Origin of the sequence: Kitasatospora sp. NPDC056138, assembly GCF_042264695.1 — a bacterium.
Lineage (GTDB): Bacteria > Actinomycetota > Actinomycetes > Streptomycetales > Streptomycetaceae > Kitasatospora.
On the sequence record NZ_JBHJVK010000003.1, the window covers coordinates 173222 to 199313 of the forward strand.

Sequence of the window (26092 nt, forward strand, 5' to 3'; positions counted from 1 at the left end):
CTCGGTGTCGGCCTGGGTGCGCTGTTCGGCGGTGTCCTGGTCGGTGGTGGCGCGCAGTTCGCGGTCGTACGCCTCGGCCTGCTCGCGCAGTTCGGCGCTCTCACGTTCGGCGGTGGCCCGCAGTTCGGCGATCTGCTGGGAAGCGGCCTCGTGCAGCCCGGCGACGGACTGGCGGACCTCGGCGGCCTCGTCCTCGGCGGCGCCGACCAGCTCGGCGGCCCGGCGCTCGGCGGTCGTGGTCAGCTGCTCGGCCTCGGCGGCGGCCTCAGCGGCCGTCTCCCGGGCCTCGGCGGCGGTCCGCTCGCGCAGTTCGTCGGTCTCGGCCGTGGCCTGCTCGCGGAGCTCGGCCACCTCGGCGTCGGCCTGGGCGCGCAGGTCCTCGGCCTCGCGGCGGAGTTCGGCGGCGTGCTCCTGGGCACGGGCCAGTTCCTCGGCGCCCTCGGTGCGCAGCGCCTCGGCGGCGTCCGCCGCCTCCGCGCGTACGGTCCCGGCCGCGCTCGCGGCCTCCTCCCGGAGGGTCCGGGCGGCGCCCTCCGCCTCGGCCAACTGCTCGGCGGCGTCGGTGCGGGCGGCGGCCAGCGTCCGTTCGGCCTCGGCGCGCAGGTCGGCGGCGGCCTGCTCGGTGGACTCCCGCAGCGCGGTGGTCTCGGCGGCCGTACGCTCCGTCAGCTCGGCGGCCCGGGCCTCGGCGCTCTCCCGGGCGGCGCGGGCGGCGGCGAGCTGCTCGGCGGTCTCCTCGCGCTCGCGCTCGAGCCCCGCGGCGGCGTCGTCGTACGCCCGGCGGCTCTCCTCGCGCAGTGCGGCGGCGGCGGCCTCGGCCTCGCCGCGTTCCCGCCGTGCCCAGCCCTCGGCGTCCGTGCGGTGGGCCTGCGCCCAGTTCTCGGCCTCGGTGCGCTGGGAGTGCGCCCAGTCCTCGGCCTCGGTGCGCAGCGCCTCGGCGGCGTGCGCGGCCTCGGCCCGGACGGCCTTCGCCGCGCGCGCGCTCTCGGTGCGCAGTTCGACGGCGGAGCGTTCGGCCTCGGACCGTACGGTCTCGGCGTTGTGCGCGGCGTCGGTGCGCAGCGCCTCGGCGGCGGCGACCGCCTCGGTGCGGAGCTTCTCGGCCACGGCGGTGGCCTCGGCCCGGACCCGCTGGTCGTACTCGACGGCCTCGCGGCGCAGCTCGGCGGTCTCCCGCTCGGCGGCGGCGCGGTTCTCGGCGGCGGCGGCCTTCGCGGCGGCGACCGCCTCCTGGTGGTGCTGTTCGGCGGCGGCGGCGAGCTTGGCGGCCTCGGTACGGGCCCGGGCGAGGGTCTGCTCGGCCCGGCCCTGCATCTCGACGGCCTGCGCCTTGGCCTGCTCGCGGATCTTCTCGACCTCGCCGGCGGCCCCGCCGCGCAGCTCGTCGGCGTCGGACTTGGCCTTGGTGAGGAGTTCCTCGGCCTGCCTGGCGGACTCCTCGATCTGGACCACGGCCTGGCGGCGGGCGTCGTTGCGGACGCGCTCGGCCTCGGCGGCGGCCTGGGCCCGGAGCTCCTCGGCCTCGGCCCGCAGCCGGGCGGCCTCGTCGTGCATCCGCTCCATCTCGCGGCGGATGCCGGCGGCGTCGTCCAGGGCGGCGTTCTGGGCCTGCTCGACGGCGGCCTTGGCCTGCTCGCGGAGCAGTTCGACCTCGGCACCGGCTTCGTTGCGGATCCGCTCGGCCTCGGCGGCGGCGGCCTCGACGGTGGTCCTGGCGTCCTCGGAGGCGCTGGAGAGCACCTCCTCGGCCTGCTTCGCGGCCTTGGACAGCTGGACGGTGGCATCCTTGGCGGCCTCGGCGCGCCCCTGCTCCAGCGCCTCGGCGCGCAGTGCCTCGGCGGCGGCCTCGGCCTGCGCCCGCAGGTCGGCGACCTCGCGCTCGGCCTCGGCGCGCAGCTCGGCGATGGCCGCCTCGGCCTCGGTGCGCAGCTGGGTGGCGACGGATTCGGCGGCGCCGCGCAGGCGCTCGCTCTCCTCGGCGGCGGCGGCCTTGGCGGCCTCGGCCTGGGCGGTGGCGTTGGAGGCCTCCGCCTTGATCAGTTCGGCCTCGCGGCTGGCGGCGGCCACCATGCGGGAGATCTCGGCCTTGGCGGTCTGCGAACGCTGCTCGTTGGCGGCGTCGCCGTCGGCGGCCTTCTGCTCGGCGGCGGCGACGGCCTCCGCGTGCAGGCGGTTCGCGGCGGCCTCGGCCTGGGCGTGCAGGTCGGCGGCCTCCCGGCGGGCCCGCTCGGCCTCGGCCAGCGCCTCGGCGCGCAGCCGCTCTATCTCTGCCTGGGCCTGGGCCAGGGCGGCCCCGGCCCGCTCCTGGTCGGCGGTGGCGCGCCGCTTGAGCTCGTCGATCTCGGCATGGGCGGTGGCCAGCTGCTGGCCGGCCTCGCTGGCGGCGGTGTCGCGCAGCTCCTCGGCCTGGGCGCTGGCCTGCTGGGCCTGCTCGGAGGCGGCGCGGAGCAGGCGCTCGGCGTCCTTCTGGGCGCGCAGCAGCGCGGCCTCGGCGGCGGCCTGGGCCTCGCCGCGGGCGGCGTCGACGTCGGCGGCGGTCCGGGCGCGGGCCTGGTCGGCGAGGGCGGCGGCCTCGGCGCGGGCGGCGGCGACCAGGCGCTCGGACTCGGCCCGGGCGTCCTGGAGCAGGCGCTGGGCCTCCTGCTCGGTGCCGGCCCGGGTCTGCTCGGCCCAGCTGACGTTCTCGCTGACGTGCCGCTCGGCGCTGCGGCGGAGCTCGGCGAGCTCCTCGTCGAGCTGGCGGCGACGGGCGGCGAGCTCGGCCTCGAGCCGGGCGGTGCGCTCGGCGGCCTCGGCCATCAGCCGCTGGGTGGCCGCCTGCGACTCGCGGAGCTGGCGCTCGGCGTCGGCGCGCAGCGCCTGCGCCTGCATCTCCGCGGTCTGCAGGATCTGCTCGGCCTGGCCGGAGACGGCGTCGAAGGCGCGCGGCTGGGCGAGTTGCCGTCGGCACTCGTGCAGCTTGGCCCGGAGCACCTCCACCTGGTAGGCGAGGTCCTCGGCATGCTCGATGGACTTGTCCCGCTCCTTGCGAGTCCGCTCCATCTCGGCCTCGAACTGGGAGAGGTGATCGTCACCCTCGTAGCGGTCGTTGCCCCGCACTCCGCGGTCCATCCGTCCCCTGGTCGCGTCCTCGACCCGGTCCGTCCCGCCCCCGTTCCTGCTGGGGACCGGACCGACTGGTCCTTGCTGCCGCGGCGGGTGCCGCGGTCGGAGCCCTCGGCAGGTGGGCGCGCGGATCTCCGCGCTCCGCCGTCCGGGTGGACTCCTGAGCGAACCCTTGCCTAGTGGAGAATGGTGACAGATCCGAACTGTGACTGTTCAGCCCGTGTCCGCGTAGTGGACTCCCCGACAACAGGACCAGCCGTCAGCTGCTCGGCTACTCCCGCCCTTGGCCGTGCCCATTCGGAACCGGTCCTCCCCGGAGCCTCAGTGCACCTGGGCATTGTAGTGTGCGCGGCTCCGGGGGGAACGGGTGCGTGGGTCCTTTGCAAGGTTACTGATGAGTCGTTCAGTGCTCGGTGTGCTCCGACGGGCGTGCGGAGGTGACCAGTTCGGTCAGCACGCCACCGCAGTCCTTGGGGTGCAGAAAGGTGATCCGGGAGTCCATCGAGCCCCGGCGCGGTTCCTGGTAGAGCACCCGGACGCCCTTCTCCCTGATCGCCGCCGCGTCGCCGTCCACGTCGGCGGTGCCGAAGGCGATGTGGTGCACGCCCTCACCGTTCTTGGCCAGCCACTTGGCGACCGTGGAGTCCTCCCGGGTGGGCTCCAGCAGCTGGAGGTACGAGGCGCCGCCGTCGTCCGTCCCGTTGATCTTCAGCATCGCCTCGCGCACCCCCTGCTCCTCGTTGACCTCGCTGTGGAAGACCTCGAAGCCGTAGGTGCTGCGGTAGAACTCGACGGTCCGGTCCAGGTCGAAGCAGGCGATGCCGATGTGGTCGATACGGGTCAGCACGGTGGGTCCTCCGGGAGCGGTCGCGGTCAGGTGGCCACCAGTGCAGCGCATCGGGGTTCGACGGCGCCAGAGCCCGCCGTGCGAGCCTGCTCACACGGCGTGCCGGATTCCGCACCCGCGAAACTTCACCCACGGCGTGCTGACACGGTGTTGACTGGGGAGTGCCAGTGCTGCTGATCACACCGCCGCTGCGGTGACGCACGGGTTACGGGTCAGTACATTGAGCGGCATCCCCACACGCCCCCAGCCTCCGGCCCGGGGGACCCCCACCTGGCCTTGACGCGCGAAGGGGCTCGTCTCATGACTACTTCAGTGATCGTCGCCGGTGCCCGAACCCCGATGGGCCGCCTGCTCGGCTCGCTCAAGGGCTTCTCCGGCGCCGATCTCGGCGGATTCGCCATCAAGGCCGCCGTGGAGCGGGCGGGCATCTCCGCCGAGCAGGTCCAGTACGTGATCATGGGTCAGGTGCTGCAGGCGGGCGCGGGCCAGATCCCGGCCCGGCAGGCGGCCGTCAAGGCCGGCATCCCGATGAACGTGCCCGCACTGACCATCAACAAGGTCTGCCTGTCGGGCCTGGACGCCATCGCGCTCGCCGACCAGCTGATCCGCGCGGGCGAGTTCGACATCGTGGTGGCCGGCGGCCAGGAGTCGATGACCAACGCCCCGCACCTGCTGCCCAAGTCCCGCGAGGGCTACAAGTACGGTGCGGTCGAGCTGCTCGACGCGATGGCCCACGACGGCCTCACCGACGCGTACGAGAACATCCCGATGGGCGAGTCCACCGAGAAGCACAACACCCGCCTGGGCATCGGCCGCGAGGTGCAGGACGAGATCGCCGCGCGCTCCCACCAGCGGGCCGCCGCGGCGCAGAAGAACGGCCTCTTCGAGGCGGAGATCGTGCCGGTGGCCATCCCGCAGCGCAAGGGCGAGCCGGTCCTCTTCAGCCAGGACGAGGGCATCCGCGCGGACACCACCGTGGAGGGCCTGGCCAAGCTGCGTCCCGCCTTCGCCAAGGACGGCACGATCACGGCCGGCACCTCCTCGCAGATCTCCGACGGCGCCGCCGCCGTGATCGTGATGAGCAAGGCCAAGGCCGAGGAGCTGGGCCTGACCTGGCTGGCCGAGATCGGTGCGCACGGCAACGTGGCCGGGCCGGACAACTCGCTGCAGTCGCAGCCGTCCAACGCCATCAGGCACGCGGTGGCCAAGGAGGGCATCGCGGTCGAGGACCTCGACCTGGTCGAGATCAACGAGGCGTTCGCAGCCGTCGCCCACCAGTCGATGAAGGACCTCGGCATCACCGAGGAGAAGGTCAACGTCAACGGCGGCGCCATCGCCCTCGGCCACCCGATCGGCATGTCCGGTGCCCGGATCGTGCTGCACCTGGCGCTCGAACTGCAGCGCCGTGGCGGCGGGGTGGGCGCGGCGGCGCTGTGCGGCGGCGGCGGCCAGGGCGACGCCCTGATCGTCAGGGTTCCGCAGGCCTGACCGTCCGACGTAGCGTCGGGGCTGCCGGCCGGCACCAGCGGCCGGCGGCCCCGCCCGCCTGCGGCCACCCGCCGGTGGCGGACCGTGGCCGAGGTCGTGAGCGAGGAGCAGACACTGATGGTCGATGTGCCGACGCTGGTCGAACAGGCCCGGGAGGGCCGGCCGCGCGCCGTCGCCCGGCTGATCACGCTGGTGGAGAACGCCGCTCCCCAGCTGCGCGAGGCGATGGCCGCACTCGCCCCGTACACCGGGCAGGCGTACACGGTCGGGCTGACCGGCTCGCCCGGGGTGGGCAAGTCCACCTCCACCTCCGCGCTGGTCTCCGCCTACCGGCGGCTCGGCAAGCGGGTCGGAGTGCTGGCGGTCGACCCCTCCTCGCCGTTCTCCGGCGGGGCGCTGCTCGGCGACCGGGTGCGGATGCAGGAGCACGCCACCGACCCCGAGGTGTTCATCCGCTCGATGGCCACCCGGGGCCACCTCGGCGGCCTCTCCTGGGCCGCTCCGCAGGCCCTGCGCGTGCTGGACGGCGCCGGGTGCGAGGTCATCCTGGTGGAGACGGTGGGCGTCGGCCAGTCCGAGGTGGAGATCGCCGCGCAGGCGGACACCTCGGTCGTCCTGCTGGCCCCCGGCATGGGCGACGGCATCCAGGCCGCCAAGGCCGGAATCCTGGAGATCGGCGACGTCTTCGTCGTCAACAAGGCCGACCGGGACGGTGCGGACGCCACCGCCCGGGAGCTCAACCACATGCTCGGCCTCGGCGAGGCCCGCGAGCCCGGTGACTGGCGGCCGCCGATCGTCAAGACCGTCGCGGCCCGCGGCGAGGGCGTGGACGAGCTGGTCGAGGCGCTGGAGAAGCACCGCGCCTGGCTGGCCGAGACCGGCGAGCTGGCCGTCCGGCGCCGCCGCCGGGCGGCCGACGAGATCGAGGCCATCGCGCTGGCCGCGCTCCGGGCCCGGATCGGCGACCTGCACGGCGACCGGCACCTGGACGCGCTCGCCGAACGGGTCGCCGCCGGCCGGCTCGACCCCTACGGGGCGGCCGACCAGCTGGTCTCGGGGCTGACGGGCGCCTGAGCCCACCGCGGCGGCACCAAGCCGCCGGACCCACCGGGGCGCACGGGCCGGCGTCCGCGCACCGTCCCGGGGTCGCGGGCCGCCGGCCGGGTCAGGCCCGGCCGCGGAGGGCGCGGAGGTGTTCGGCGATGGGGGCGAGCGCGGCGTACATCGCGTCGATCTGCTCGGGGCTGAGCCGGTCGATGAAGTGGTGGCGCACGCTGCGGACGTGGTCCGGGGCGACCTTCTGCATGGTCTCCCAGCCCAGTTCGGTCAGGTGCGCGTAGAGGCCGCGGCGGTCGCCGGGACAGTCCTGGCGGAGGACCAGGCCGGCGCTCTCCATCCGGGTGATCTGGTGCGAGAGTCGGCTCTTGGACTGGAGGGTGGCGGTGGCCAGGTCGGTCATCCGCATCCGCCGGTCGGGGGACTCGGAGAGGACGACCAGGATCTCGTAGTCGTTGCTGGCCAGGTTGTGCGGCTGGAGTTCGCGACCCAGTTGGTAGTCCAGGAGCTTGGCCACCTCCAGATGGGCACGCCAGAACTGCTGCTCCTTGGCGGAGAGCCAGGGGGTCTCCTCCTCACCGAGGGGGGAGGAGGAGACCGCGGTGTCGGGGCTGTGCATGTCCATGGGACAAGCATAGCCGAGGTTGTTAAATGTTGTACAAACTTATAAGTACTCTTAGAAGTGCTGGGGGTCAGAGCCCGAACCGTCGGCCCAGGTCACCGAGGTTGCCCAGGTTGCCCAGTCCGGGGATGTTGGGCAGTTGCTGCCCGCCGTGTCCGGGCTGCTGCGGCACCCCGCCGCCGGGCACCCCGGGCTCGCTCTCCACGACGCCCACCGAGCGCTCGGCCATCAGCGTCTCGCTGGACTGCAGCAGGACCTGCCCGGCCCCGATGAACTCGAACTGGTGCTCCTCGCCGGAGGCCCCGCCGATCCCGGTCAGGTGCCGGATGCCGCCGAGCACCCCGTGCAGGTAGCTGTGGTCGTAGTGGTGGCAGGGGGCCGGGCAGTCCGCCCAGCCGACCAGCGCCTGCGGGTCGACCCGGATCGGCGGCTCCACGAAGTGCACCGGCCCGTTGGAGGCGGCGACGAACTTGCCGGTGCCGATCAGGGTGAGGAACCCGGGGATGATCGACTGCTTGAGGGCCAGCGAGGGCTCGAAGGCCAGCAGGTTGCCGGACCGGACCGTCAGGTTGCCGTTCTCCAGGTCGTAGGAGTTCAGGTCGAACGCCCGGTCGGCCAGCAGCAGCTTGCCCCGGCCCTCGGCCACCACCCAGTCGGCGGCGTGCAGCGGGGAGTTGAAGTTCTGCTCCAGCACCCGGTCGAGCACGCCCCGGCCGATGCCGGAGAAGCGGATGTCGCCGTAGTAGGCGACCATCTTGCCCTTCTGCAGGTAGTACGGACCGTTGAGGTCCACCGAGAAGGCGTACGGGTTGACGTTGTCGTTGACGGGCAGGCTGTGCATGTCGTGCACCACCGGGCCGCCGCCGTTCTGCTGCGGCAGCGGCGCCGGCGCCCCCGGAGGTGCGGGCGGCATCGGCGGCAGCTGCATGCCGGGCTGGGTCGGCTGGTACGACTGCTGGTACTGCTGCTCGGAGTAGGGCTGCTGGTAGGGCTGCTGCGGGTAAGGCTGCTGTCCGTACGGCTGCTGTCCGTAGGGCTGCTGGGGAGGGTAGGACATCAGAGCTTCTCCTCGCTCGCCTGCACGAACACCGTGCCGTGTCCGGACAGCTCCAGCTGGAACGCCTCGCCGGAGCCGCGTCCGATCATGTCGCGCCAGCCGAGCGCGGAGGACAGCTTGTTGCGCACGTCGCCGCGGTGCGCCACGTACGCCTGCGGATCCACGTGGACCGGCTGGCCCTGGACGACGGGCAGCTCGATCACGCCGCCGTGGGCCATCACCGCGACCGAGCCCTGACCGGTCAGCTGGGTGGTGAACAGGCCCTGGCCGGTCACCTGGCCGCGCACGATGCCCATCACGCCGCCCTGGGCGCCCATGAACATGGTGGACTGCTGGAGCGAGCCCTCGAAGGCGAGCAGCCGGTCGGCCTCCACGTAGAGGGTGTCGCCGGCCAGGTCGATCACGTGGACATGGTGGCCGCCGTGGCCGAACATCACGCTGCCCTGGCCCTCGACGGTCATCAGCGGGGTGTCCTCGTTGGCCACCCGGCGTCCGATCATCGACATCACGCCGCCCTGGCCGCCCATCAGGTTGGGCTTGAAGGTGACGTCGCCGGTGTAGGCGATCATCGCGCCGCGCTGGCTGAACAGCCGCTGGCCGGGGAGGACCCGGGCCTCGACCATCTTGTTGTTGATCTTCGTGAAGGGCATCAGACGTCCCCTCCGAAGGTGGTCTTCTCGGAGGGCTGGACGTAGACCAGGCCCTCGCCGGTGAACTCGACCTGCATCGCCTCGCCGCCGCCCTCGCCGATCAGAGTGGTCCAGCCGGCACCCGACTTCAGGTGCCGGCTGAGGTTGCCGGTGTGCGCGACGTACGCACCCGGGTCCACCCGCAGCGGGGTGCCCTGGGTGACCCGCAGGATTATCGCCGGGCCGTTGGAGGTGAGCGCCGCCCAGCCGCTGCCCTCGACCTTGGTGGTGAACAGGCCGTTGCCCGAGGCCATCCCGTTGAGGCCGGTGAAGCTGGTGCCGGTGTGCAGCGAGGCCTCGGTGCAGAGCAGGTTGTCCGACTCGACGTACAGCGTCTCGCCGTTCAGGCGCACCAGGTTGACCTCGGTCGCCTTGTCGGCGAAGTAACAGGTGCCCTGCCCCTTCACCTCCATGACCGTCATCTGCTCGCCCGTCAGGCGGCGGGCGACCATGCCGCGCAGGCCGTCACCGCCGCCGGTGAGCTTCTTGAAGTTCATCTGGCCGGTGTACGCGACCATCGAGCCGTTACGGGCCTTCACCGAGTCGCCCGCCATGTCTACGGCGAGCACCTTGGAGCCCTGAAGTCGAAACTGTGCCACCGCCCGAATGTAGCGGTCGCGGGCCGTCCCGGTCAGCAGGCACCGGTGAACCGGTACGCAGCTGGGACGAAACGGAGATTCAGACCGTCGCGTGCGCCGCCCCGGCCGACTGCTCGACCTCCAGCAGCGAGGCCGAGTGCCGCTCCGCCTCGAACGCCACCACACCGCCGCGCAGCCCGAACAGCCGCTTGGAGAGCAGGATCCACAGCACCGCGAGGATGTTCAGCACCAGGGTGCAGATCTTCAGCACGCTGACGTGCTCGGTCAGCTCGTACACCTCCAGCGGGAGGAACGCGGCGGTGGCCACCACGGTCAGGTACTCGGCCCAGCGGCGGCCCACCCAGAGGCCGTACGCCTCGACGATCTCGATCAGCGCGTACGCCAGCAGCGCGCCCGCGACGATCAGCAGGGTGCTGTGCTTGTAGTCGAACGTCTTGCGGATGCTGTCCACGATGGGGGAGTGCTCGAGGTCCCAGTGGAAGTGGTCCGTGACCGGCTTGAAGACGGTCAGGTTCTCGTTGAACAGGTCCTTCACGGCGTCCTGGCTGTTGGAGAACTTCCACACCGCCCAGGCGACCAGGACGATCAGTATGCCCCGCAGCAGTCGCTCGATCGCCAGGAAGCGGATGATGAACAGGTCGCGCAGCGCCTTGCCACGCGGCACCAGCGGCGCCTCGTCGGCCGGGCCCGAGCCGTGCGGTGCGCCGAGCGAGAAGTCCCCGCAGCGCAGGCAGCGCCAGGCATCGCCGAGCGCGGTCTGCGCGTGCAGCCGCTCCCGCAGGGCGGGCTCGGTGGGGGCGTAGGTGGTGTGGCCGCGCCGGGAGCAGGTCCGGCGGTTCCAGTCGATGGTGAACAAGGTCTTTCCCCCGCGATCTTCGCCGGCCTGACCGTCAGACCGTGCGGCAGCAGGATAGGACCTCGGAGCGACGGCGGGGGCACGCCCCCGCGGGGGTGCGTGCCGAGGGTTCACCCCGCCCGGGGGCCGGATGTCGGGTCGGTGATAATGGGCTGGCGGCTTGTGCGTCCGTTCACAAGCCCGCCCGCCGACCCCCGATCATGAGGTATCCATCGTGAAGAGCAGCGCCGTCCACCGCCTGCGCCTTGTCTCCGGCCCCGAGGGCCTCTCCTTCCTGCTGTTGCTGGTCTGCTCGGTGCTGAAGCGGACCACCAGCTTCAACGCCGTGCCGGTGATGGGCATGGTCCACGGCGTGCTCTTCATCCTGTACGTGGTCTTCCTGGTGCTCGCCGCCCAGCAGCAGCGCTGGCCGGCCAAGCGCAGCGCGCTGCTCTTCGTCCTGTCGGTGCTCCCGACCGGCGGTTTCTTCGCCGAGCGGATGCTGGCCAGGGAGGAGCGCGGCGAGCAGGCCGTGCCCGCCACCGCCTGACGCCCGACACCTGACGTCGGAGGTCTGATGCCGGACGCAGCCGGGCCCCTCTCCCGCGGGAGAGGGGCCCGGCTGCGCTGTTACCGGGGCGGGAGCGTCAGTTGACGTTCACGGCCGTCCAGGCGGCCGCGACCGCCTTGTACTCGGCGGAGCCGGTGCCGCCGTACAGGTCGGAGGCGGCCTTCAGGGTGCCGGTGCGGGCGGACTTGTAGTTGGTGGTGGAGGTGAAGTAGGTGGTCAGCGCGCGGTACCAGATCTGCAGGGCCTTGTCGCGGCCGATGCCGGCGACGGCGGCGCCGTTGTAGGTCGGGGAGTTGTAGCTGACCCCGTTGACCACCTTCGCGCCGCTGCCCTCGGACAGCAGGTAGAAGAAGTGGTTGGCGACCCCGGACGAGTAGTGGACGTCCAGGTTGCCGACGCCGGAGGACCAGTAGTCGGCGGAGGCGCCGTCCTTGGACGGCTTGTCCATGTAGCGGAGCGGCGTGCCGTCCCCGTTGATGTTGATCAGCTCGCCGATCAGGTAGTCCGGCTTGTCGGCGGGCAGGTTGGCGTACCACTCGACGCCGGTGCCCATGATGTCCGAGGTGGCCTCGTTCAGGCCGCCGGACTCGCCCGAGTAGTTGAGGCCGGCGGTGTTGGAGGTGACGCCGTGGCTCATCTCGTGGCCGGAGACGTCGAGCGCGGTCAGCGGGTGCGTGTTGCCGGTGCCGTCGCCGTACGTCATGCAGAAGCAGCTGTCGTCCCAGAACGCGTTCACGTAGTTCTTGCCGTAGTGGACGCGGCTGTAGGCGCCGACCCCGTCGTTGCGGATGCCGTTGCGGCCGAAGGTGTTCTTGTAGAAGTCCCAGGTGACGGCGGCGCCGAACTGGGCGTCCACGGCGGCGGACTGGGTGTTGGAGGCCAGCCCGTTGCCCCAGCTGTTGGTGGAGTTGGTGTAGAGCGTGCCGTTGCCCGAGGTCTTGCCCGAGAGGTTGGTGGTGTACTGGCCGCCGCGGGTGGCGTCCTTCAGCTGGTAGGTGCTGCCGCTCTGGTTGGTGGTCAGCGGCACGGTGCCGACGAAGACGCCCTTGCCGGTGCCGGTCGCGTTCGCGGTCTGGATGTCCTCGTGGGTGGAGAGCACCTCGCCGCTGGCGGCGTCGGTGACCAGCTGCTGGCGGCTCGGGGTGCCGTCGGCGCGCATGCCCTCGACGGTCGTCCGGTAGGCCAGGCGCGGGGCGCCCGAGGAGGCCCAGACGACCAGCTTGGCCTGGCTGCTCTTGTCGACCGAGGTCAGCGCGGCGTCCTCGGAGTCCGCGGCGCCGATGGTGGCCTTCACCGAGCCGGTCGCCTTGGCGGCGGCCTGGTCGGCGGAGAGCTTCGGGGTGAGGCTGGGCAGCGCGAGCTTGCCCTCGATCGCGCGGTCCACGGACTGGATCCGGCCCTTGGCGTCCTGGTGCACGACCAGGTCGCCGCCGATCACCGGCAGCCCGCCGAGGGTGCGCTCGTAGCGCAGGTGGCGGGTGCCGTTCGCGTCGACGACGGCGTCCTTGGCGACCAGCTTCTCCTGGCTGCCCAGGCCCAGGGCCTTGGCGGTGGCCGAGGACTGGGAGTCGGCGAGGGCGATCAGCTCGGTGTGCTGCTGACCGGCGAAGGTCCCGGCGGCCGGAGAGGGGCTGGCCTGCGCGGTCCCGGCGCTGACCTGGATCGCTCCGGCGAGGATCACCGAGGCGGAGAGAACGGCTCCGACTGTCAGCTTTCGCTTCACGTACGGTTCCTTCCGGTTCAACCGCTGCTTCGCGGTCGCGCCTCGCTCCGGGGCACCGGGGTTAGTGCCTGCTGGGGCGGAAACGGGCGCTGACGTGCTGCTCCGTGCGGTCTGCCGGCATCGGCCGGAGTGGTGGGGCGGCCGGTGCCGGGTACGGGGCTGGCCAGAAGCATGACAATCGAACTGATGAAATGACAGGTCTGGGGCAATAATTGGCAAACTCCCGCCAACGTGCGCCCATACATCTGTGTTGAGCATGTGTCAGATACATGACGCGACGGGGTCGGGCGGCGGGCCGGCGGGTGGGTTCCGGCCCGAACGGAGCCGGAGGCGAGCCGGAAGCGGGTCGGAGTGGTGGCCGAATTCGCCTAACGCCGTTCGCTGGGTGGCACATTGCCGCAATATTGTGAACGTTTGATGTCCTGGTATGTCCACATGCTGGGATGGCGGGATTTCGCCAGCACACCCTCTTGTTCGCCGCCCGGACCGGCTGCTAGCCGCCGCCACCCCCTTCCGGGGGCACAACGCACAGCAGCCGGGCTCCCGTTGGACGGGAACCCGGCTGCCGGTTCGGCTGCCCGAGGGGCGGAGCGTCAGTTGACGTTCACGGCCTTCCAGGCGGCGGCGACGCGCTTGTACTCGGTGGAGCCGGTGCCGCCGTACAGGTCGGCCGTCGCCTTCAGGGTCGCGACGCGCGCGCCCTGGTAGTTGGTGGTCGACGTCATGTAGACGGTCAGCGCCCGGTACCAGACCTGGAGGGCCTTGTTGCGGCCGATGCCGGCCACCGGCACGCCGTCGTAGGTCGGGGAGTTGTAGCTGACGCCGTTGACGCTCTTCGCGCCGCTGCCCATGGACAGCAGGAAGAAGAAGTGGTTGGCGACGCCGGACGAGTAGTGGACGTCCAGGTTGCCGACGCCGGAGGACCAGTAGTCGGCGGAGGCGCCGTCCTTGGACGGCTTGTCCATGTAGCGGAGCGGCGTGCCGTCCCCGTTGATGTCGATCTTCTCGCCGATCAGGTAGTCCGGCTTGTCGGCGGGCAGGTTGGCGTACCACTCGACGCCGGTGCCCATGATGTCCGAGGTGGCCTCGTTCAGGCCGCCGGACTCGCCCCAGTAGTTGAGGCCCGCGGTGTGCGAGGTCACGCCGTGGCTCATCTCGTGGCCCGCGACGTCCAGGGCGGTCAGCGGGTGCGTGTTGCCCGCGCCGTCGCCGTACGTCATGCAGAAGCAGCTGTCGTCCCAGAACGCGTTCACGTAGTTCTGCCCGTAGTGCACGCGGCTGTAGGCGCCGACCCCGTCGTTGCGGATGCCGTTGCGGCCGAAGGTGCTCTTGTAGAAGTCCCAGGTCGCCGCGGCGCCGAACTGGGCGTCCACGGCGGCGGACTGGCCGTTGGCGACCTGCCCGCTGCCCCAGCGGTTGTCCAGGTCGATGTACTGCGTGCCCTGGCCGGAGGTGCCGTTCTTCAGCGTGGTGGTGTACTGGTTGCCGCGGGTGGGGTCCTTCAGCTGGAACCACGTCTTGTACGGCGTGGTGGTCAGCTTCACGGAGCCGTCGAACACACCCCGGCCGGTGCCGGCCGCACCGGCGGTCTGGATGTCCTCGTGGGTGGAGAGCACCTCGCCGCTGGCGGCGTCGGTGACCAGCTGCTGGCGGCTCGGGGTGCCGTCGGCGCGCACGCCCTCGACGGTCGTCCGGTAGGCCAGGCGCGGGGTGCCCGAGGAGGCCCAGACGACCAGCTCGGCCCGGCCGGTGCTGCCGACCTCCTTGAGGGCCGCGGTGTCCTCGTCCTTGGTGATGCCCACGGTGGCCTTCACCGCGCCGGTCGCGTTGGCGGCGGCCTTGGCGGCGGAGAGCTCCGGGGTGAGGCTGGGCAGCGCGAGCTTGGCCTCGACCGCGCGGTCCACGGACTGGATCCGGCCCTTGGCGTCCTGGTGCACGACCAGGTCGCCGCCGATCACCGGCAGCCCGCCGAGGGTGCGCTCGTAGCGCAGGTGGCGGGTGCCGTCGGCGTCGACGACGGCGTCCTTGGCGACCAGCTTCTCCTGGCTGCCCAGGCCCAGGGCCTTGGCGGTGGCCGAGGACTGGGAGTCGGCGAGAGCGATCAGCTGGGCGGGCTGCTGAGCGGTCACCGCGTCATCGGCGGTGAAGGGCAGCGCCTGCGCCGTCCCGGAGCTGACCTGGATGGCCGCGGCGAGGACCGCCGAGGCGGAGAGGACGGCGCTGAGCTTTCGCTTCAACTAGGGATTCCTTCCATGTCAACCGCCGATGCGCGGTTGTGCCGCGTTCCGGGGCACCAGGGATTGGCGCCGACTGGGGCGAAACGGGCGTGAGGTGTGTGCTGCTCCGTGCGGTCGGGAGACGGCGACCGAAGTGGTGGGGCGGCCGGTGCCGTGCGGAACAGGCGGCATGACCGGACATGCCGATGGAGTGACAAATATTTAGCAGGAGTTGGCGGAAAAGCGCCATGTCATTACGGTGTGATGGGTCCTGAAAGAGCATCAGATTGCCGGATGAATCGGGCATATCACCGACCCGGCATGGCGGCTTTTGAACAAATCGAGACCTTGCGGTCGGCGAATTCGAGCAACTGGGATCTTCGGGTGCGGGATCGGCGCGGAAATGCACAGGCCCTATGTCCCGGTTTGTGATGGCGGCCGGCCCCCGGGCCGGGCGGGCCGTCCATCATCGTGGACACCCGAGACCTGCGTCCGGGCCCGCCGGTACGGTGGTGAGGTGGCCAAGCCCCTAGCTCTCGACTTCGACCCGATCGCCCGCGCCGACGAACTCTGGACCCGTCGCTGGGGAAGTGTCCCCGCCATGGCGGCGATCACCTCGGTGATGCGCGCGCACCAGATCCTGCTCTCCCGGGTGGACGCGGTGGTCAGACCGTTCGGGCTGACGTTCGCCCGGTACGAGGCGCTGGTGCTGCTCACGTTCAGCCGGACCGGCGAGCTCTCGCTCTCCAAGATCGGCGAGCGGCTGATGGTCCACCCGACCAGCGTCACCAACACCATCGTCCGGCTGGAGGGCGCCGGCCTGGTCTCCCGCCGTCCCAATCCGCTGGACGGCCGGGGGGTGCTCGCGACGATCACCGAGCGCGGCCGGGCCGTGGTCGAGGAGGCCACCCGGGCGCTGATGGCGATGGACTTCGGCCTGGAGGGCTACGACGAGGACCAGTGCGAGCAGGTGTTCGAGCTGCTCAGGCCGCTGCGGGTGGCAGCTGGGGACTTCGCCCCGCCCACGGAGTAGGGGTGCCGCAAATACCCCCGAAGCGGGCGGTTACCCTCGATGGCATGAAGCAGAGTGTGCTGACCCGCTACCGGACGATGGCCTATGTCACGGGCGTCCTCCTGATCCTGCTGACCCTCGGCGTGATCGCCAAGTACGTGCTCGGCATCTCGGGCGCGGCCGGCTTCACCACCGCCGCCGGCATCGCGCACGGCTGGCTGTTCGTCGTCTACGTGGTGCTCGCCTTCGACCTGGGCACCAAGGCGAAGTGGCCGATCGGCAAGCTGGTCTGGGTGCTGCTGGCCGGCACGATCCCGACCGCGGTCTTCTTCGTCGAGCGCAAGGTCTCCCGCGAGGTGGCGCCGCTGGTCGCCACCCCGGAGCCGGTCGGCGCCTGACCGCCTCGACCAGGGGCGCCCCCTCCCGTAGCGGAGGGGGCGCCCCTTCGCGTCTCCGCTCCCGGGGCGGGTCGGCCATCGACAGATAGTAGGACGTCCGAGTAAATTGGTAGGACGTCCTACTAGCTGTGTCGTCCCCACACGGTGGCGGCCGTACGGAGTGGAGTTCGGAGTCGATGGACGCCGACGAGATCGAGGCCGGCCGCCGGCGCTGGCAGCAGCGGTACGACAAGGCGCGCAAGCGCGACGCGGACTTCACCACCCTGAGCGGCGAGGAGGTGGAGCCGGTCTACGGCCCGCCCGCCGGGCAGCCGTACGAGGGGTTCGAGCGGATCGGCTGGCCCGGGGAGTACCCCTACACCCGCGGCCTGCACCCCACCGGCTACCGCGGCCGGACGTGGACGATAAGGCAGTTCGCCGGGTTCGGTAACGCCCAGCAGACCAACGAGCGCTACCGGATGATCCTGGAGGCCGGCGGCGGCGGCCTCTCGGTCGCCTTCGACATGCCGACCCTGATGGGCTACGACTCCGACGACGGCAAGTCGCTCGGCGAGGTCGGCCACTGCGGTGTCGCCATCGACTCCGCCGCCGACATGGACGTGCTCTTCAACGGCATCCCGCTCGGCGAGGTGACCACCTCGATGACGATCAGCGGCCCGGCCGTCCCGATCTTCTGCATGTACCTGGTCGCCGCCGAGCGCCAGGGCGTCGACCCGGGCGTGCTCAACGGCACCCTGCAGACCGACATCTTCAAGGAGTACATCGCGCAGAAGGAGTGGCTCTTCGCCCCCGAGCCGCACCTGCGCCTGATCGGCGACCTCATGGCGTACTGCGCCGCCAACATTCCGGCCTACAAGCCGCTCTCGGTCTCCGGCTACCACATCCGCGAGGCCGGGGCGACGGCCGCGCAGGAGCTCGCCTACACCCTGGCGGACGGCTTCGGCTACGTGGAGCTGGGCCTCTCCCGGGGCCTGGACGTGGACGTCTTCGCGCCCGGACTCTCGTTCTTCTTCGACGCCCACCTGGACTTCTTCGAGGAGATCGCCAAGTTCCGCGCCGCCCGCCGGATCTGGGCCCGCTGGATGCGCGACCGCTACGGCGCCAAGACCGACAAGGCCCAGTGGCTGCGGTTCCACACCCAGACCGCAGGTGTCTCGCTCACCGCCCAGCAGCCGTACAACAACGTGGTGCGCACGGCGGTCGAGGCGCTCTCGGCGGTCCTCGGCGGCACCAACTCGCTGCACACCAACGCGCTGGACGAGACCCTCGCGCTGCCCTCCGAGCAGGCCGCCGAGATCGCGCTGCGGACCCAGCAGGTGCTGATGGAGGAGACCGGCGTCGCCAACGTCGCCGACCCGCTGGGCGGCTCCTGGTACGTCGAGGCGCTCACCGACCGGATCGAGGCCCAGGCCGAGGCGATCTTCCAGCGCATCCTCGACAAGGCCACGGCCGACCACCCGATCGGGCCGATGACCTCCGGCATCCTGCGCGGCATCGAGGAGGGCTGGTTCACCGGCGAGATCGCCGAGGCCGCCTTCCAGTACCAGCAGGCGCTGGAGAAGGGCGAGAAGCGCGTGGTCGGCGTCAACTGCCACCCCGGCAGCGTCACCCCCGAGCTGGAGATCCTCCGGGTCAGCCACGAGGTCGAGCGCGAGCAGGTCCGGGTGCTCGGTGCCCGCAAGGCCGCCCGCGACGAGGCCGCGGTCCGGGCCGGACTGGACGCCATGCTCGACGCCGCCCGGTCCGGGGAGAACATGATCCCGCCGATGCTCGCCGCGATCCGCGCGGAGGCCACCCTCGGTGAGATCTGCAACGCCCTCCGCGCCGAGTGGGGCGTCTACCGGGAGACCGCGGCCTTCTAGCGGCCTTCCGGTGACCCTGCAACGGCCTTCCGGCGCTCCGGTGGCGCCCGGGGCGGCTTGCCGGAGTGGTCGCAGGGCTCCTCGGCGGCGCGGGCAACCGCGCCGCCACAGGGCCCTGCGGCCGCCGTCGGGCCGCCGTCGGGCCGCCGTCAGGCCGACGGCAGCGTGAGGCGGAAGAGCGCGCCGCCACCCGGGGCGGCCTCGGCGGTGAGGTCGGCCCCGTGGGCACGGGCGATCTGGCGGGCCATGGCCAGCCCCAGGCCCGAGCCGGGCAGGGCACGTGCGGCGGAGGCGCGGTAGAACCGGTCGAAGACGTACGGGAGGTCCTCCGGCGCGATGCCTGGGCCGTGGTCGCGGACGGTCAGCCGCCGATCGGTCAGCGTCACCTCCACCGGCCCGCCCGGCGGGCTGAACTTCGCCGCGTTGTCCAGCAGGTTGCCCACCAGCCGCACCAGCCGGGCGGGCACCCCGGGCAGCGTCGGGTCACCCTGCGGGGCGTACTCGAAGGCGACGGCGGGCCAGTGGCCCCGGGCGGTCTCCACGCAGTGCGCCACCAGCGGGCCGAGCCGGACCAGTTCGACCAGGGCCTGCGGCTCCTCGTCCCTGGCCAGTTCGATCAGGTCGTTCACCAGGCCGGTCACCTCGCGCAGCTGGCGCTGCAGACCGGCCGTCGCCCGCGCCCGCTGCTCGGGCGTCAACCGGTCCGTCCTGGCGAGCAGTTCGGCATTGGTGCGGAGCGCCGTGAGTGGGGTGCGCAGCTCGTGCGAGGCGTCCGCGACCAGCCGCCGCTGGGCGGTCACCGACTGCTCCAGCTCGCCCAGCATCGCGTTGAACGCCCCTGCCAGGCGGGTCACTTCATCCGCACCGGCATCCCGGCCGCCGCGTCGGCCGCGCGCGTCGGGCAGGTCGATCCGTACGGTCGCGTCCCGGGTGGCCGCGATCCGCTCGGCGGTCGCGGTCAGGCGGGCGACCGGTGCCAGGCCGGTGCGGGCGGCGGCGTAGCCGAGGACCCCGGCGAGCAGGACGCCGGCCCCGGCGACCACGGCCATCAACTCCCCGGCCTGCCGGACGCCCTGCTGGACGGCGTCCGAGCGCAGCGCCACCTGTACGGCGGTGCCGGACCCGAACCGGGTGGTCAGCATCCGGGCCGGGTGACCGCTCACCGTGATGGCGCTGTAGTAGCCGCCGCGCTGTCCGGCCGCGACCGCCCGGGTGGCGGGGGTGACCGGGAGGAAGTACGGCGCGGCCGGGTCCGCGGCCGGTTCGGCCGGCACGATCTGGGTGCAGGCGGGCGCCGCCAGGTAGCCGCACTCGGCGTAGAGCACCTGCGGGCCCTGCCCCCGGTTCTGCTGCTGGACCAGGGTGGCGTGCTGGGTCAGCTGGAGGTCGAGCTGGTGCACCAGCTCGTAGCGCATGATGCTGAATCCGGCCGCGCAGACGCCCAGCGTGACCAGGGCGACCGCCGTCGAGGTGGCCAGCGCCAGCCGGGTGCGCAGCGGCCTTCGGCGGCGCCAGCGGGCGTGCCGGGAGTGCGGCTCGCCGGCTCCCGGGGCGGGTTCGGCGGCCGTGCTCACGGCGCGTCCAGCCGGTAGCCGACGCCGTGCACGGTCTGCACCAGCCGGGGCTCGCCGGCCGCCTCCAGCTTGCGGCGCAGGTAACCGATGTACACCGCGAGCGAGTTGGAGTCCGGGCCGAAGTCCGCGCCCCAGACCCGCTCCATGATCAGCTCACGCGGCAGCACCTGCCCCGGGTTCTGCAGCAGCACCTCCAGGAGTGCGAACTCGGTCCGGGAGAACTCCAGTGCCCGGCCCGCCCGGCTGCCGGTGCGGCTGACCGGGTCGACCGTCAGATCGCCCAGCACGTAGCCCTGGTCGGGCACGGCGGGTGCGGCCCGGCGCAGCAGCGCGCGCAGCCGGGCGGTGAGCTCGTCCAGCGCGAAGGGCTTCACCAGGTAGTCGTCGGCGCCCGCGTCCAGTCCGTCCACCCGGTCGCTGACCGAGTCGCGGGCGGTGAGCACCAGGATCGGCGTACGGTCGCCGAGCGCCCGCAGCCGGCGGCAGACCGCCAGGCCGTCGAGCACCGGCATCATCAGGTCCAGCACCAGGGCGTCCGGCTGCCAGGCCGACAGCTCGGTCAGTCCGGCCAGGCCGTCGCCCGCACCCCGGACGGCGTACCCCGCGACCGCGAGGCCGTCCTCCACGGCGGCCCGCACCTCGGGGTCGTCGTCCACCACCAGGACCTTGGGCGTCCTACTGCTCTCGGGCACGCTGCTCATGGGGACAAGCCTCTCAAATGCGGCTATTAGAACTCTCTTAGGCCGACTCGCGACCGTCGAGGCCATGCGGACAACACACTTGTCGGTGGTCATCGGCGCCGGTGGCACCGGCGGCCACATCTACCCGGGCCTCGCCCTCGCCGAGGCGCTGCGCCGGGCCGACCCGGCGGCCGAGATCTCCTTCGTCGGAACCGAGCGCGGCCTGGAGACCAGACTGATCCCGGAGGCCGGCTACCGGCTGCACACCGTGGACATGATCCCCTTCGACGCCTCGCTGGGCCTCAGGCGCTACCTGCTGCCCGCGGCCCTGCTGAAGTCCGGCGCCCAGTGCAGGGAGATCCTGCGGAGCCAGGGAGCCCAGGTCGCGGTCGGGATGGGCGGCTACCCGAGCGCCCCGGTGATCGTCGGGGCCCGGATGGCCGGACTGCCCAGCGTGGTGCACGAGTCCAACGCCGTACCCGGCCGGGCCAACCGGTTCGCCGCCCGGCTCACCCCGCACCTCGCGCTCGCCTTCGACCGGACCAGGGAGCACCTGCCGCCCGGGACCCGGGCCGAGACGGTCGGCATGCCGCTGGTCGGCGCGCTCGCCGGACTCGACCGCTCCGCGCTGCGGGCCGAGGCCCGGGCCCGGCTCGGGGTGCCGCCCGGCGTCCAGCTGGTGCTGTTCAACGGTGGCAGCCTGGGTGCGGCCCGGCTCACCGAGGCAGCGGTCGGCCTCGCCGCACGCTGGCGCGGCCGCCCGGACCTCCGGTTGTTGATCAAGACCGGGCCCGCCGCGCTGGACGAGGTCCGGGCCAGGCTCGGTTCCTCGCCCGTCGCGCGGGCCGTGCCCTATCTGGACCGGATGGACCTCGCCTACGCCGCCGCGGACCTGGTGGTCTGCCGGGCGGGTTCGGCGACCGTCGCCGAACTGGCCGACATCGGCCTGCCCGCCGTCCTGGTCCCGTACCCGCACGCGCCGCACGACCACCAGACCCACAACGCCCGGGTGCTCGTCGACGCCGGCGCGGGCGTCCTGCTGCCCGACGGCGAGTGCACCACCGAGCGGCTCGCCTCGATCGTCGAACCGCTGCTGGCGGACCCGGCGCGGCTCGCCGCGATGGGCCGCGCCGCCGACCCCGGCACCCACGCCAGGGCGGCCGACCTGCTCGCCGCCAAGGTGCTCCGCACCATCGGCCGACCCACTTCTCTGATCGGGAGCACTGCATGAACGACTGGAACGGCAAGCGCGTACTCGTCACCGGCGCCGAGGGATTCATCGGCAGCACGCTGGTCGACCTGCTGGTGCGGCGCGGGGCGCGGGTGCGGGCCCTGGTGCACTACAAGCCGTACGCCGAGCGCGGCCACCTCGCCCGCCATCTCGCCGGGGGCGAGGTGGAGATGCTCGCCGGGGACGTCCGCGACGCCGGGCGGGTGCTGGACGCGGTGGACGGCTGCGACACGGTCTTCCACCTGGCCGCGCTGATCGGCATCCCGTACAGCTACCAGTCGCCCGAGGCGTACGTGCAGACCAACGTGGTCGGCACCCAGAACGTCGCCGCCGCCTGCCTGCGCCACGGCGCACGGCTGGTGCACACCTCCACCAGCGAGGTCTACGGCACCGCGATCACCGCGCCGATCAGCGAGCGGCACCCGCTGCAGCCGCAGTCGCCGTACTCCGCCTCGAAGATCGGCGCGGACATGGCGGCGCTCTCGTACTGGCACTCCTTCGAGCTGCCGGTCACCGTGGTCCGGCCGTTCAACACCTACGGCCCCCGGCAGTCCGCACGGGCCGTCATCCCGACCATCCTGGCCCAACTCCACTCCGGCGCGCGGGAGATCCGGCTCGGCTCGCTCACCCCGACCCGCGACTTCACCTACGCCACCGACACCGCCGAGGGCTTCCTGGCCGCCGCCGTCGCCGACCGCGCTCTCGGTGAGGTGCTCAACCTCGGTACCGGTACCGAGATCTCCATCGGCGACCTGGCCCGCTCGCTGATCGCCGCCTCCGGCAAGGACGCCGAGGTCGTCGTCGACCCCGGCCGCCTGCGCCCCACCGGCAGCGAGGTCGAACGCCTGCTCTCCGACAACACCAAGGCCCGTACCCTGACCGGCTGGCAGCCGCGGGTCACGTTGGAGGAGGGCCTCGCCGCCACCTCCCGCTGGATCGCCGACAACCTCGCCGCCTTCGCCCCCGGCCGCTACCAGGTCTGACCCTGGCCGGTTCCGGAGCGGTGCCGGGGGCGTCCCGGAACCGGCCCACGGCCGCCGCACGGAGTGTCGCGGTGAAACCCGGTCCGGTCTGGGCCGGGCCGGTCCGGACCGGCCGCCGGGGGCGGTGTCAGTGGTCGGCGGTGGCGGCGGCCTGGCCGAGGGGGCTCAGGAGCAGGGTGGTGAAGCGGTGGATCCAGTCGGGGGTGATGGGGTGGCCGCTGACCAGGACGCGGTGTTCGACGGTGCCCGCGATGGTGTCGAAGATGATGTCGATCTCCTCGGCGGCGGTGGCCTCGTCGAGGTCGGCGCCGAGTTCGCCGCGGGACTGGGCCTGCGCGCGGCCCTGTTGGACCAGGTACTTCTGCGGTTCGACGATGCGTTCACGGATGCGGCGGCGCAGCAGGTGGTCGCGGGAGCCCTCGGCGAACAGGGCGAGCAGGGCGGCCTGGGTCTCCGGGCGGGCCAGCAGGGCGGCGAACTGGGCGACCACGGCCTCGATGTCGGCGCGCAGGCTGCCGAGGTCGACCATCTCCAGCTCGTCGAAGAGGCTTGCGACCGCGTCGACCACGAGTTCGTTCTTGGACGGCCAGCGTCGGTAAAGGGTTGTCTTGGCGACGCCGGCCCGGACCGCGACATCACCCATGGTCAGTTTGCCCCAGCCGAGTTCGGCCAGGGCCTCCCTGGTGGCGTCGAGGATCGCCCGGTCGGCGGCCACACTGCGGGGACGGCCCTTGCCTCGTGGGGGCGCGGCCTGGTCCGGGGCAGCGGGCTGCTGGGTGGTGGGGGCCACCGAGCCTCCTTGCTTGGACCGGTCAGATGCGCGGTCATGCGATCTACCGGTGAGTAACGTGGGTGGGTCTGGTAACCGTAGCGACATGTCCACCCGGTGGCAGTGGACCGTGCGGGAAAGTGGGACAGCTCACGTCCCGAGATCCCGAGGGGGTCTTGCGGCACCGGGTCGGGGTGCAGTTACGCTACGACTCGTAGCGAAAGAGTGGCAACCACGCGCCTCGACCCCAGGGATCGGGCGGGCGCGCGGCGCGGGTGGGGATCCGCGCCGACTCTCAGCGGTACGGCAGCCGTCGGGCTGCACGGGAGGGGACTCCCGAAGGGGGCGGGGAAGCCGGTTCGGTGCGACCCATTCCGGCGGTTGGTGCACGTCACTCGTGCGGACGGGGGAGGATAGAGCCATGCAGCCACGGAATTCGTCTCTCAACAGCTCCGCCCTGCGTGGTGCGGTCGACCTCGCCGCAGTGAAGGCGGCCGGTGAGGCCGCGCAGAAGGCCGAGCAGGCCAGGGCCGAGCGCGCCCGCCAGAACGCCGCCGCCGAGGCGGCCGGGGTCGTCCCGCAGGGCGCGGCGTACCAGCTCGTCATCGATGTCACCGAGGAGACCTTCGAGTCCGAGGTCGTGCAGCGGTCGGCCGAGGTGCCGGTGGTCGTCGACTTCTGGGCCGAGTGGTGCGGCCCGTGCAAGCAGCTCAGCCCGATCCTGGAGCGGCTCGCCGAGGAGTACGCCGGCCGGATCGTGCTCGCCAAGATCGACGTGGACGCCAACCAGCTGATCGCCCAGCAGTTCGGCATCCAGGGCATCCCGGCCGTGATGGCCGTGGTCGCCGGTCAGCTCGTCCCGCTCTTCCAGGGCGCCGAGAACGAGGCCAACGTCCGCAAGATCCTGGACCAGCTGATCGCCGTCGCCGAGCAGCGCTTCGGCATCGTCGGCGGCTCGGGCGTCCCGGGCGGCGAGGCCCCCGTGGCCCCGTCGGCTCCGGAGGACCCGGCACTGGCCGCCGCGCACGACGCCCTCGACCGCGGTGACCTGGGCGGTGCCATCCAGGCGTACCAGAACGTCCTCGTCGACCAGCCCGGCAACACCGAGGCCAAGCTGGGCCTGGCCCAGGCTCAGCTGCTGCGCCGGGTCGAGGCGCTGGACCCGCAGGCGGTCCGCACGGCCGCCGCCACCGACCCGAAGAACGTCGCGGCCCAGCTGGAGGCCGCCGACCTGGACCTGGTCGGCGGGCACGTCGAGGACGCCTTCGGCCGGCTGGTCGACACCGTCGGCAGGACCTTCGGCGAGGACCGGGACACCGCCCGGCTCCGGCTGCTGGAACTGTTCGAGGTGATCGGCGCGGACGACCCCCGGGTGACGGCGGCACGCGGCGCGCTCGCCAGGGTGCTGTTCTGACGGGTCGTCAGCCCATCGGCCGGGACGGTCCGGTGGCACGGCGGGTGACCTGCGGTGTCGCTGGGGATTTGACGACAAAGCAGTCAAAAATTCCGAGCTTTATCAAATCTTGACAATGCCCCCTGGCGGTCACCTCTGGTGACCGCCAGGGGTGTTTCGTCCGTGTTTCCGGCAAATTTCACCGGCGTACACGCGCTCGATTGTCACTCTCCGTGTTGATTTTCCGGAGTTCATGATCAACAGCGACTGCTGTTGGATTACCCGTCAGTAATGAACCCCTTGTGCTTCGCCCGGGATTCAAGCACGATCAGCCACGCCCGGTCCCCTACGAGGGGATCCCCACCGGGCAGCCGAAGGCCCGGTCCTGAGGCTTGAGGGCAGGGGGGTGTCCGCGGATCCCACGCGCGGTTCCTGTCCTCCTCGCGGTCGCGCATCCCCGCGCGGTCGCTGGTTGTCGCTCGGGGGTGATCGCCGGTGTCGTCGGTCGTACCCGCTGTCGCGAAGACAGCCGGTGCCTGGAACGGGTGTGCCGTCATGACGGCCGAACCCGGGTCCGCCGATGCCCACGGCGCTCTCCGTTACCGAGGACGTAGCTCTCTCCCATCCCAGGCCCCGGACGGTGCCCGAAGCACCGGACGCGGTCGGAGATGTACGTCCTAGAAGGAGGACACGCATGTCCCAGACTTACGGCAAGACCCGCTGGAAGCGCTTCGCCCTGGTGATGGTCCCGAGCATCGCGGCCACCGCCGCGATCGGTGTCGGCCTGGCGAACAACGCGCTCGCCGCGTCGTTCAGCATCTCCGGACAGAAGTTCAAGGTCTACGCGGACGACCTGCAGGGCGACAACTTCGCCCAGTACGGCGATGTCCTCCACCACACCAACGACAAGGACCCGAACCCGAAGGCCCACGAGGCCGTCGCGGTGTCGACCTTCAGTCACGCGACCATCCAGCACCTGTGCCAGTCCGTCACCACCGACATCCCGCTGCTCGGCAAGTGGACCCTCCAGCTGCACGCGGGTGGGGACACCAAGGACAAGTACGTCCAGGCCGACAACCTGGTGATCGGCCTCAACAGCCTTGAGGCGGACGCCCAGTTCGACAACATCAACATCGGCCAGGACGCGTCGACCCTGCCCAGCCCCGCCAAGGGCGGGGCCGGGATGTTCGGCCAGACCGCCACGCACGCCCACCTCACCAACGTGAAGCAGACCGCGTGGTCGACCTCGGCCAGCAGCTTCTCGCTCAACGGCCTGAAGCTGGGCCTGGCCCAGGGCGACGGCGCGGGCGTCGAGTGCTTCTAGGGCACTGACGGCCGGCGGTGCCGCACCGCCGGCCAACGGTCCACCGTGGCAGGGGCGG

The 26092-nt window shown here is 72.0% G+C and carries 22 protein-coding genes; 10 read left to right on the forward strand and 12 right to left on the reverse strand.

The window, feature by feature from the left end:
• Window positions 1-3111: hypothetical protein (locus ACFC1R_RS03705; RefSeq protein ID WP_375932058.1), on the reverse strand; the 3111-nt coding region annotated here is incomplete at its 3' end.
• 397 nt (window positions 3112-3508) lie between these two features.
• Window positions 3509-3952, reverse strand: a complete 444-nt coding sequence (gene mce / locus ACFC1R_RS03710; RefSeq protein ID WP_375932060.1) for a methylmalonyl-CoA epimerase — start codon at window positions 3950-3952, stop codon at window positions 3509-3511.
• A 300-nt stretch (window positions 3953-4252) separates the two neighbouring features.
• Between mce and ACFC1R_RS03715 the strand changes: the two genes are divergently transcribed.
• A complete protein-coding gene (locus ACFC1R_RS03715; protein ID WP_375932063.1) occupies window positions 4253-5440 on the forward strand; it encodes an acetyl-CoA C-acetyltransferase in 1188 nt (395 codons plus the stop codon).
• A 117-nt stretch (window positions 5441-5557) separates the two neighbouring features.
• A complete protein-coding gene (meaB, locus tag ACFC1R_RS03720; RefSeq protein ID WP_045298936.1) occupies window positions 5558-6514 on the forward strand; it encodes a methylmalonyl Co-A mutase-associated GTPase MeaB in 957 nt (318 codons plus the stop codon).
• Window positions 6515-6605: 91 nt separating this feature from the next.
• On the opposite strand, the gene ACFC1R_RS03725 is transcribed toward meaB, so the two are convergent.
• The 5 genes from ACFC1R_RS03725 to ACFC1R_RS03745 form a co-directional block, all read right to left on the reverse strand.
• A complete protein-coding gene (locus ACFC1R_RS03725) occupies window positions 6606-7121 on the reverse strand; it encodes a MarR family winged helix-turn-helix transcriptional regulator (RefSeq protein WP_375932066.1) in 516 nt (171 codons plus the stop codon).
• 67 nt (window positions 7122-7188) lie between these two features.
• Entirely contained in the window at window positions 7189-8031 is an 843-nt protein-coding gene (locus tag ACFC1R_RS03730; protein ID WP_375932281.1) for an AIM24 family protein, read from the reverse strand.
• Between the two features lie 143 nt (window positions 8032-8174).
• Complete coding sequence (locus ACFC1R_RS03735) at window positions 8175-8825, reverse strand: AIM24 family protein (RefSeq protein ID WP_375932069.1); 651 nt, start codon at window positions 8823-8825, stop codon at window positions 8175-8177.
• Window positions 8825-9463, reverse strand: a complete 639-nt coding sequence (locus tag ACFC1R_RS03740; protein ID WP_375932072.1) for an AIM24 family protein — start codon at window positions 9461-9463, stop codon at window positions 8825-8827. The genes ACFC1R_RS03735 and ACFC1R_RS03740 overlap by 1 nt, the downstream gene beginning before the upstream one ends.
• A 79-nt stretch (window positions 9464-9542) precedes the next feature.
• A complete protein-coding gene (locus ACFC1R_RS03745) occupies window positions 9543-10319 on the reverse strand; it encodes a DUF2127 domain-containing protein (protein ID WP_375932075.1) in 777 nt (258 codons plus the stop codon).
• A gap of 214 nt (window positions 10320-10533) precedes the next feature.
• Here ACFC1R_RS03745 and ACFC1R_RS03750 point away from each other — a divergent pair, with 214 nt between their 5' ends.
• Window positions 10534-10848, forward strand: a complete 315-nt coding sequence (locus ACFC1R_RS03750; RefSeq protein ID WP_375932078.1) for a DUF3817 domain-containing protein — start codon at window positions 10534-10536, stop codon at window positions 10846-10848.
• Window positions 10849-10945: 97 nt separating this feature from the next.
• On the opposite strand, the gene ACFC1R_RS03755 is transcribed toward ACFC1R_RS03750, so the two are convergent.
• Window positions 10946-12592, reverse strand: coding sequence for a M4 family metallopeptidase (locus tag ACFC1R_RS03755; protein WP_375932081.1), 1647 nt, complete (start codon window positions 12590-12592; stop codon window positions 10946-10948).
• Between the two features lie 593 nt (window positions 12593-13185).
• Window positions 13186-14829, reverse strand: a complete 1644-nt coding sequence (locus ACFC1R_RS03760) for a M4 family metallopeptidase (protein WP_375932084.1) — start codon at window positions 14827-14829, stop codon at window positions 13186-13188.
• A gap of 496 nt (window positions 14830-15325) precedes the next feature.
• Between ACFC1R_RS03760 and ACFC1R_RS03765 the strand changes: the two genes are divergently transcribed.
• The 3 genes from ACFC1R_RS03765 to ACFC1R_RS03775 all read left to right on the forward strand — a co-directional run bounded on the left by ACFC1R_RS03765 (window position 15326) and on the right by ACFC1R_RS03775 (window position 18080).
• Entirely contained in the window at window positions 15326-15841 is a 516-nt protein-coding gene (locus ACFC1R_RS03765) for a MarR family winged helix-turn-helix transcriptional regulator (protein ID WP_375932087.1), read from the forward strand.
• Window positions 15842-15885: 44 nt separating this feature from the next.
• Window positions 15886-16218 carry a DUF3817 domain-containing protein gene (locus ACFC1R_RS03770; RefSeq protein ID WP_375932090.1) on the forward strand — a complete coding sequence of 111 codons (333 nt, stop codon included), beginning with the start codon at window positions 15886-15888 and terminating at the stop codon, window positions 16216-16218.
• A 176-nt stretch (window positions 16219-16394) separates the two neighbouring features.
• Window positions 16395-18080 (forward strand): methylmalonyl-CoA mutase, encoded by a 1686-nt coding sequence (locus ACFC1R_RS03775; protein WP_375932092.1) that lies wholly within the window; start codon window positions 16395-16397, stop codon window positions 18078-18080.
• A gap of 149 nt (window positions 18081-18229) precedes the next feature.
• Here the strand turns inward: ACFC1R_RS03775 and ACFC1R_RS03780 are convergent, their stop codons facing one another.
• Entirely contained in the window at window positions 18230-19576 is a 1347-nt protein-coding gene (locus tag ACFC1R_RS03780) for a sensor histidine kinase (RefSeq protein ID WP_375932284.1), read from the reverse strand.
• A gap of 74 nt (window positions 19577-19650) precedes the next feature.
• Window positions 19651-20355, reverse strand: coding sequence for a response regulator transcription factor (locus tag ACFC1R_RS03785; RefSeq protein WP_375932095.1), 705 nt, complete (start codon window positions 20353-20355; stop codon window positions 19651-19653).
• A 64-nt stretch (window positions 20356-20419) separates the two neighbouring features.
• On the opposite strand from ACFC1R_RS03785, the gene ACFC1R_RS03790 reads away from it, so the two are divergent.
• Entirely contained in the window at window positions 20420-21565 is a 1146-nt protein-coding gene (locus ACFC1R_RS03790; RefSeq protein ID WP_375932098.1) for a glycosyltransferase, read from the forward strand.
• Window positions 21562-22548 carry an SDR family NAD(P)-dependent oxidoreductase gene (locus ACFC1R_RS03795; protein WP_375932101.1) on the forward strand — a complete coding sequence of 329 codons (987 nt, stop codon included), beginning with the start codon at window positions 21562-21564 and terminating at the stop codon, window positions 22546-22548. Before ACFC1R_RS03790 ends, ACFC1R_RS03795 begins: the two co-directional genes overlap by 4 nt.
• Before the next feature lie 127 nt (window positions 22549-22675).
• On the opposite strand, the gene ACFC1R_RS03800 is transcribed toward ACFC1R_RS03795, so the two are convergent.
• Window positions 22676-23338, reverse strand: a complete 663-nt coding sequence (locus ACFC1R_RS03800; protein ID WP_375932104.1) for a TetR/AcrR family transcriptional regulator — start codon at window positions 23336-23338, stop codon at window positions 22676-22678.
• 400 nt (window positions 23339-23738) lie between these two features.
• Here ACFC1R_RS03800 and trxA point away from each other — a divergent pair, with 400 nt between their 5' ends.
• Both trxA and ACFC1R_RS03810 read left to right on the forward strand, forming a co-directional pair.
• A complete protein-coding gene (gene trxA / locus ACFC1R_RS03805; protein ID WP_375932107.1) occupies window positions 23739-24731 on the forward strand; it encodes a thioredoxin in 993 nt (330 codons plus the stop codon).
• Between the two features lie 673 nt (window positions 24732-25404).
• Window positions 25405-26034, forward strand: coding sequence for a DUF6230 family protein (locus tag ACFC1R_RS03810; RefSeq protein ID WP_375932110.1), 630 nt, complete (start codon window positions 25405-25407; stop codon window positions 26032-26034).
• The last annotated feature ends 58 nt before the right edge of the window (window positions 26035-26092 follow it).

Bases quoted from the DNA above. Each gene is read 5' to 3' on its own strand.
- ACFC1R_RS03775 (WP_375932092.1), top strand. From the start codon at position 16,395: ATGGACGCCGACGAGATCGAGGCCGGCCGCCGGCGCTGGCAGCAGCGG.
- ACFC1R_RS03730 (WP_375932281.1), bottom strand. From the start codon at position 8,031: ATGCCGCCCGCACCTCCGGGGGCGCCGGCGCCGCTGCCGCAGCAGAAC.
- ACFC1R_RS03715 (WP_375932063.1), top strand. From the start codon at position 4,253: ATGACTACTTCAGTGATCGTCGCCGGTGCCCGAACCCCGATGGGCCGC.
- ACFC1R_RS03725 (WP_375932066.1), bottom strand. From the start codon at position 7,121: ATGGACATGCACAGCCCCGACACCGCGGTCTCCTCCTCCCCCCTCGGT.
- ACFC1R_RS03785 (WP_375932095.1), bottom strand. From the start codon at position 20,355: ATGAGCAGCGTGCCCGAGAGCAGTAGGACGCCCAAGGTCCTGGTGGTG.
- ACFC1R_RS03795 (WP_375932101.1), top strand. From the start codon at position 21,562: ATGAACGACTGGAACGGCAAGCGCGTACTCGTCACCGGCGCCGAGGGA.
- ACFC1R_RS03810 (WP_375932110.1), top strand. From the start codon at position 25,405: ATGTCCCAGACTTACGGCAAGACCCGCTGGAAGCGCTTCGCCCTGGTG.
- ACFC1R_RS03735 (WP_375932069.1), bottom strand. From the start codon at position 8,825: ATGCCCTTCACGAAGATCAACAACAAGATGGTCGAGGCCCGGGTCCTC.
- ACFC1R_RS03770 (WP_375932090.1), top strand. From the start codon at position 15,886: ATGAAGCAGAGTGTGCTGACCCGCTACCGGACGATGGCCTATGTCACG.
- meaB (WP_045298936.1), top strand. From the start codon at position 5,558: ATGGTCGATGTGCCGACGCTGGTCGAACAGGCCCGGGAGGGCCGGCCG.
- ACFC1R_RS03790 (WP_375932098.1), top strand. From the start codon at position 20,420: ATGCGGACAACACACTTGTCGGTGGTCATCGGCGCCGGTGGCACCGGC.
- trxA (WP_375932107.1), top strand. From the start codon at position 23,739: ATGCAGCCACGGAATTCGTCTCTCAACAGCTCCGCCCTGCGTGGTGCG.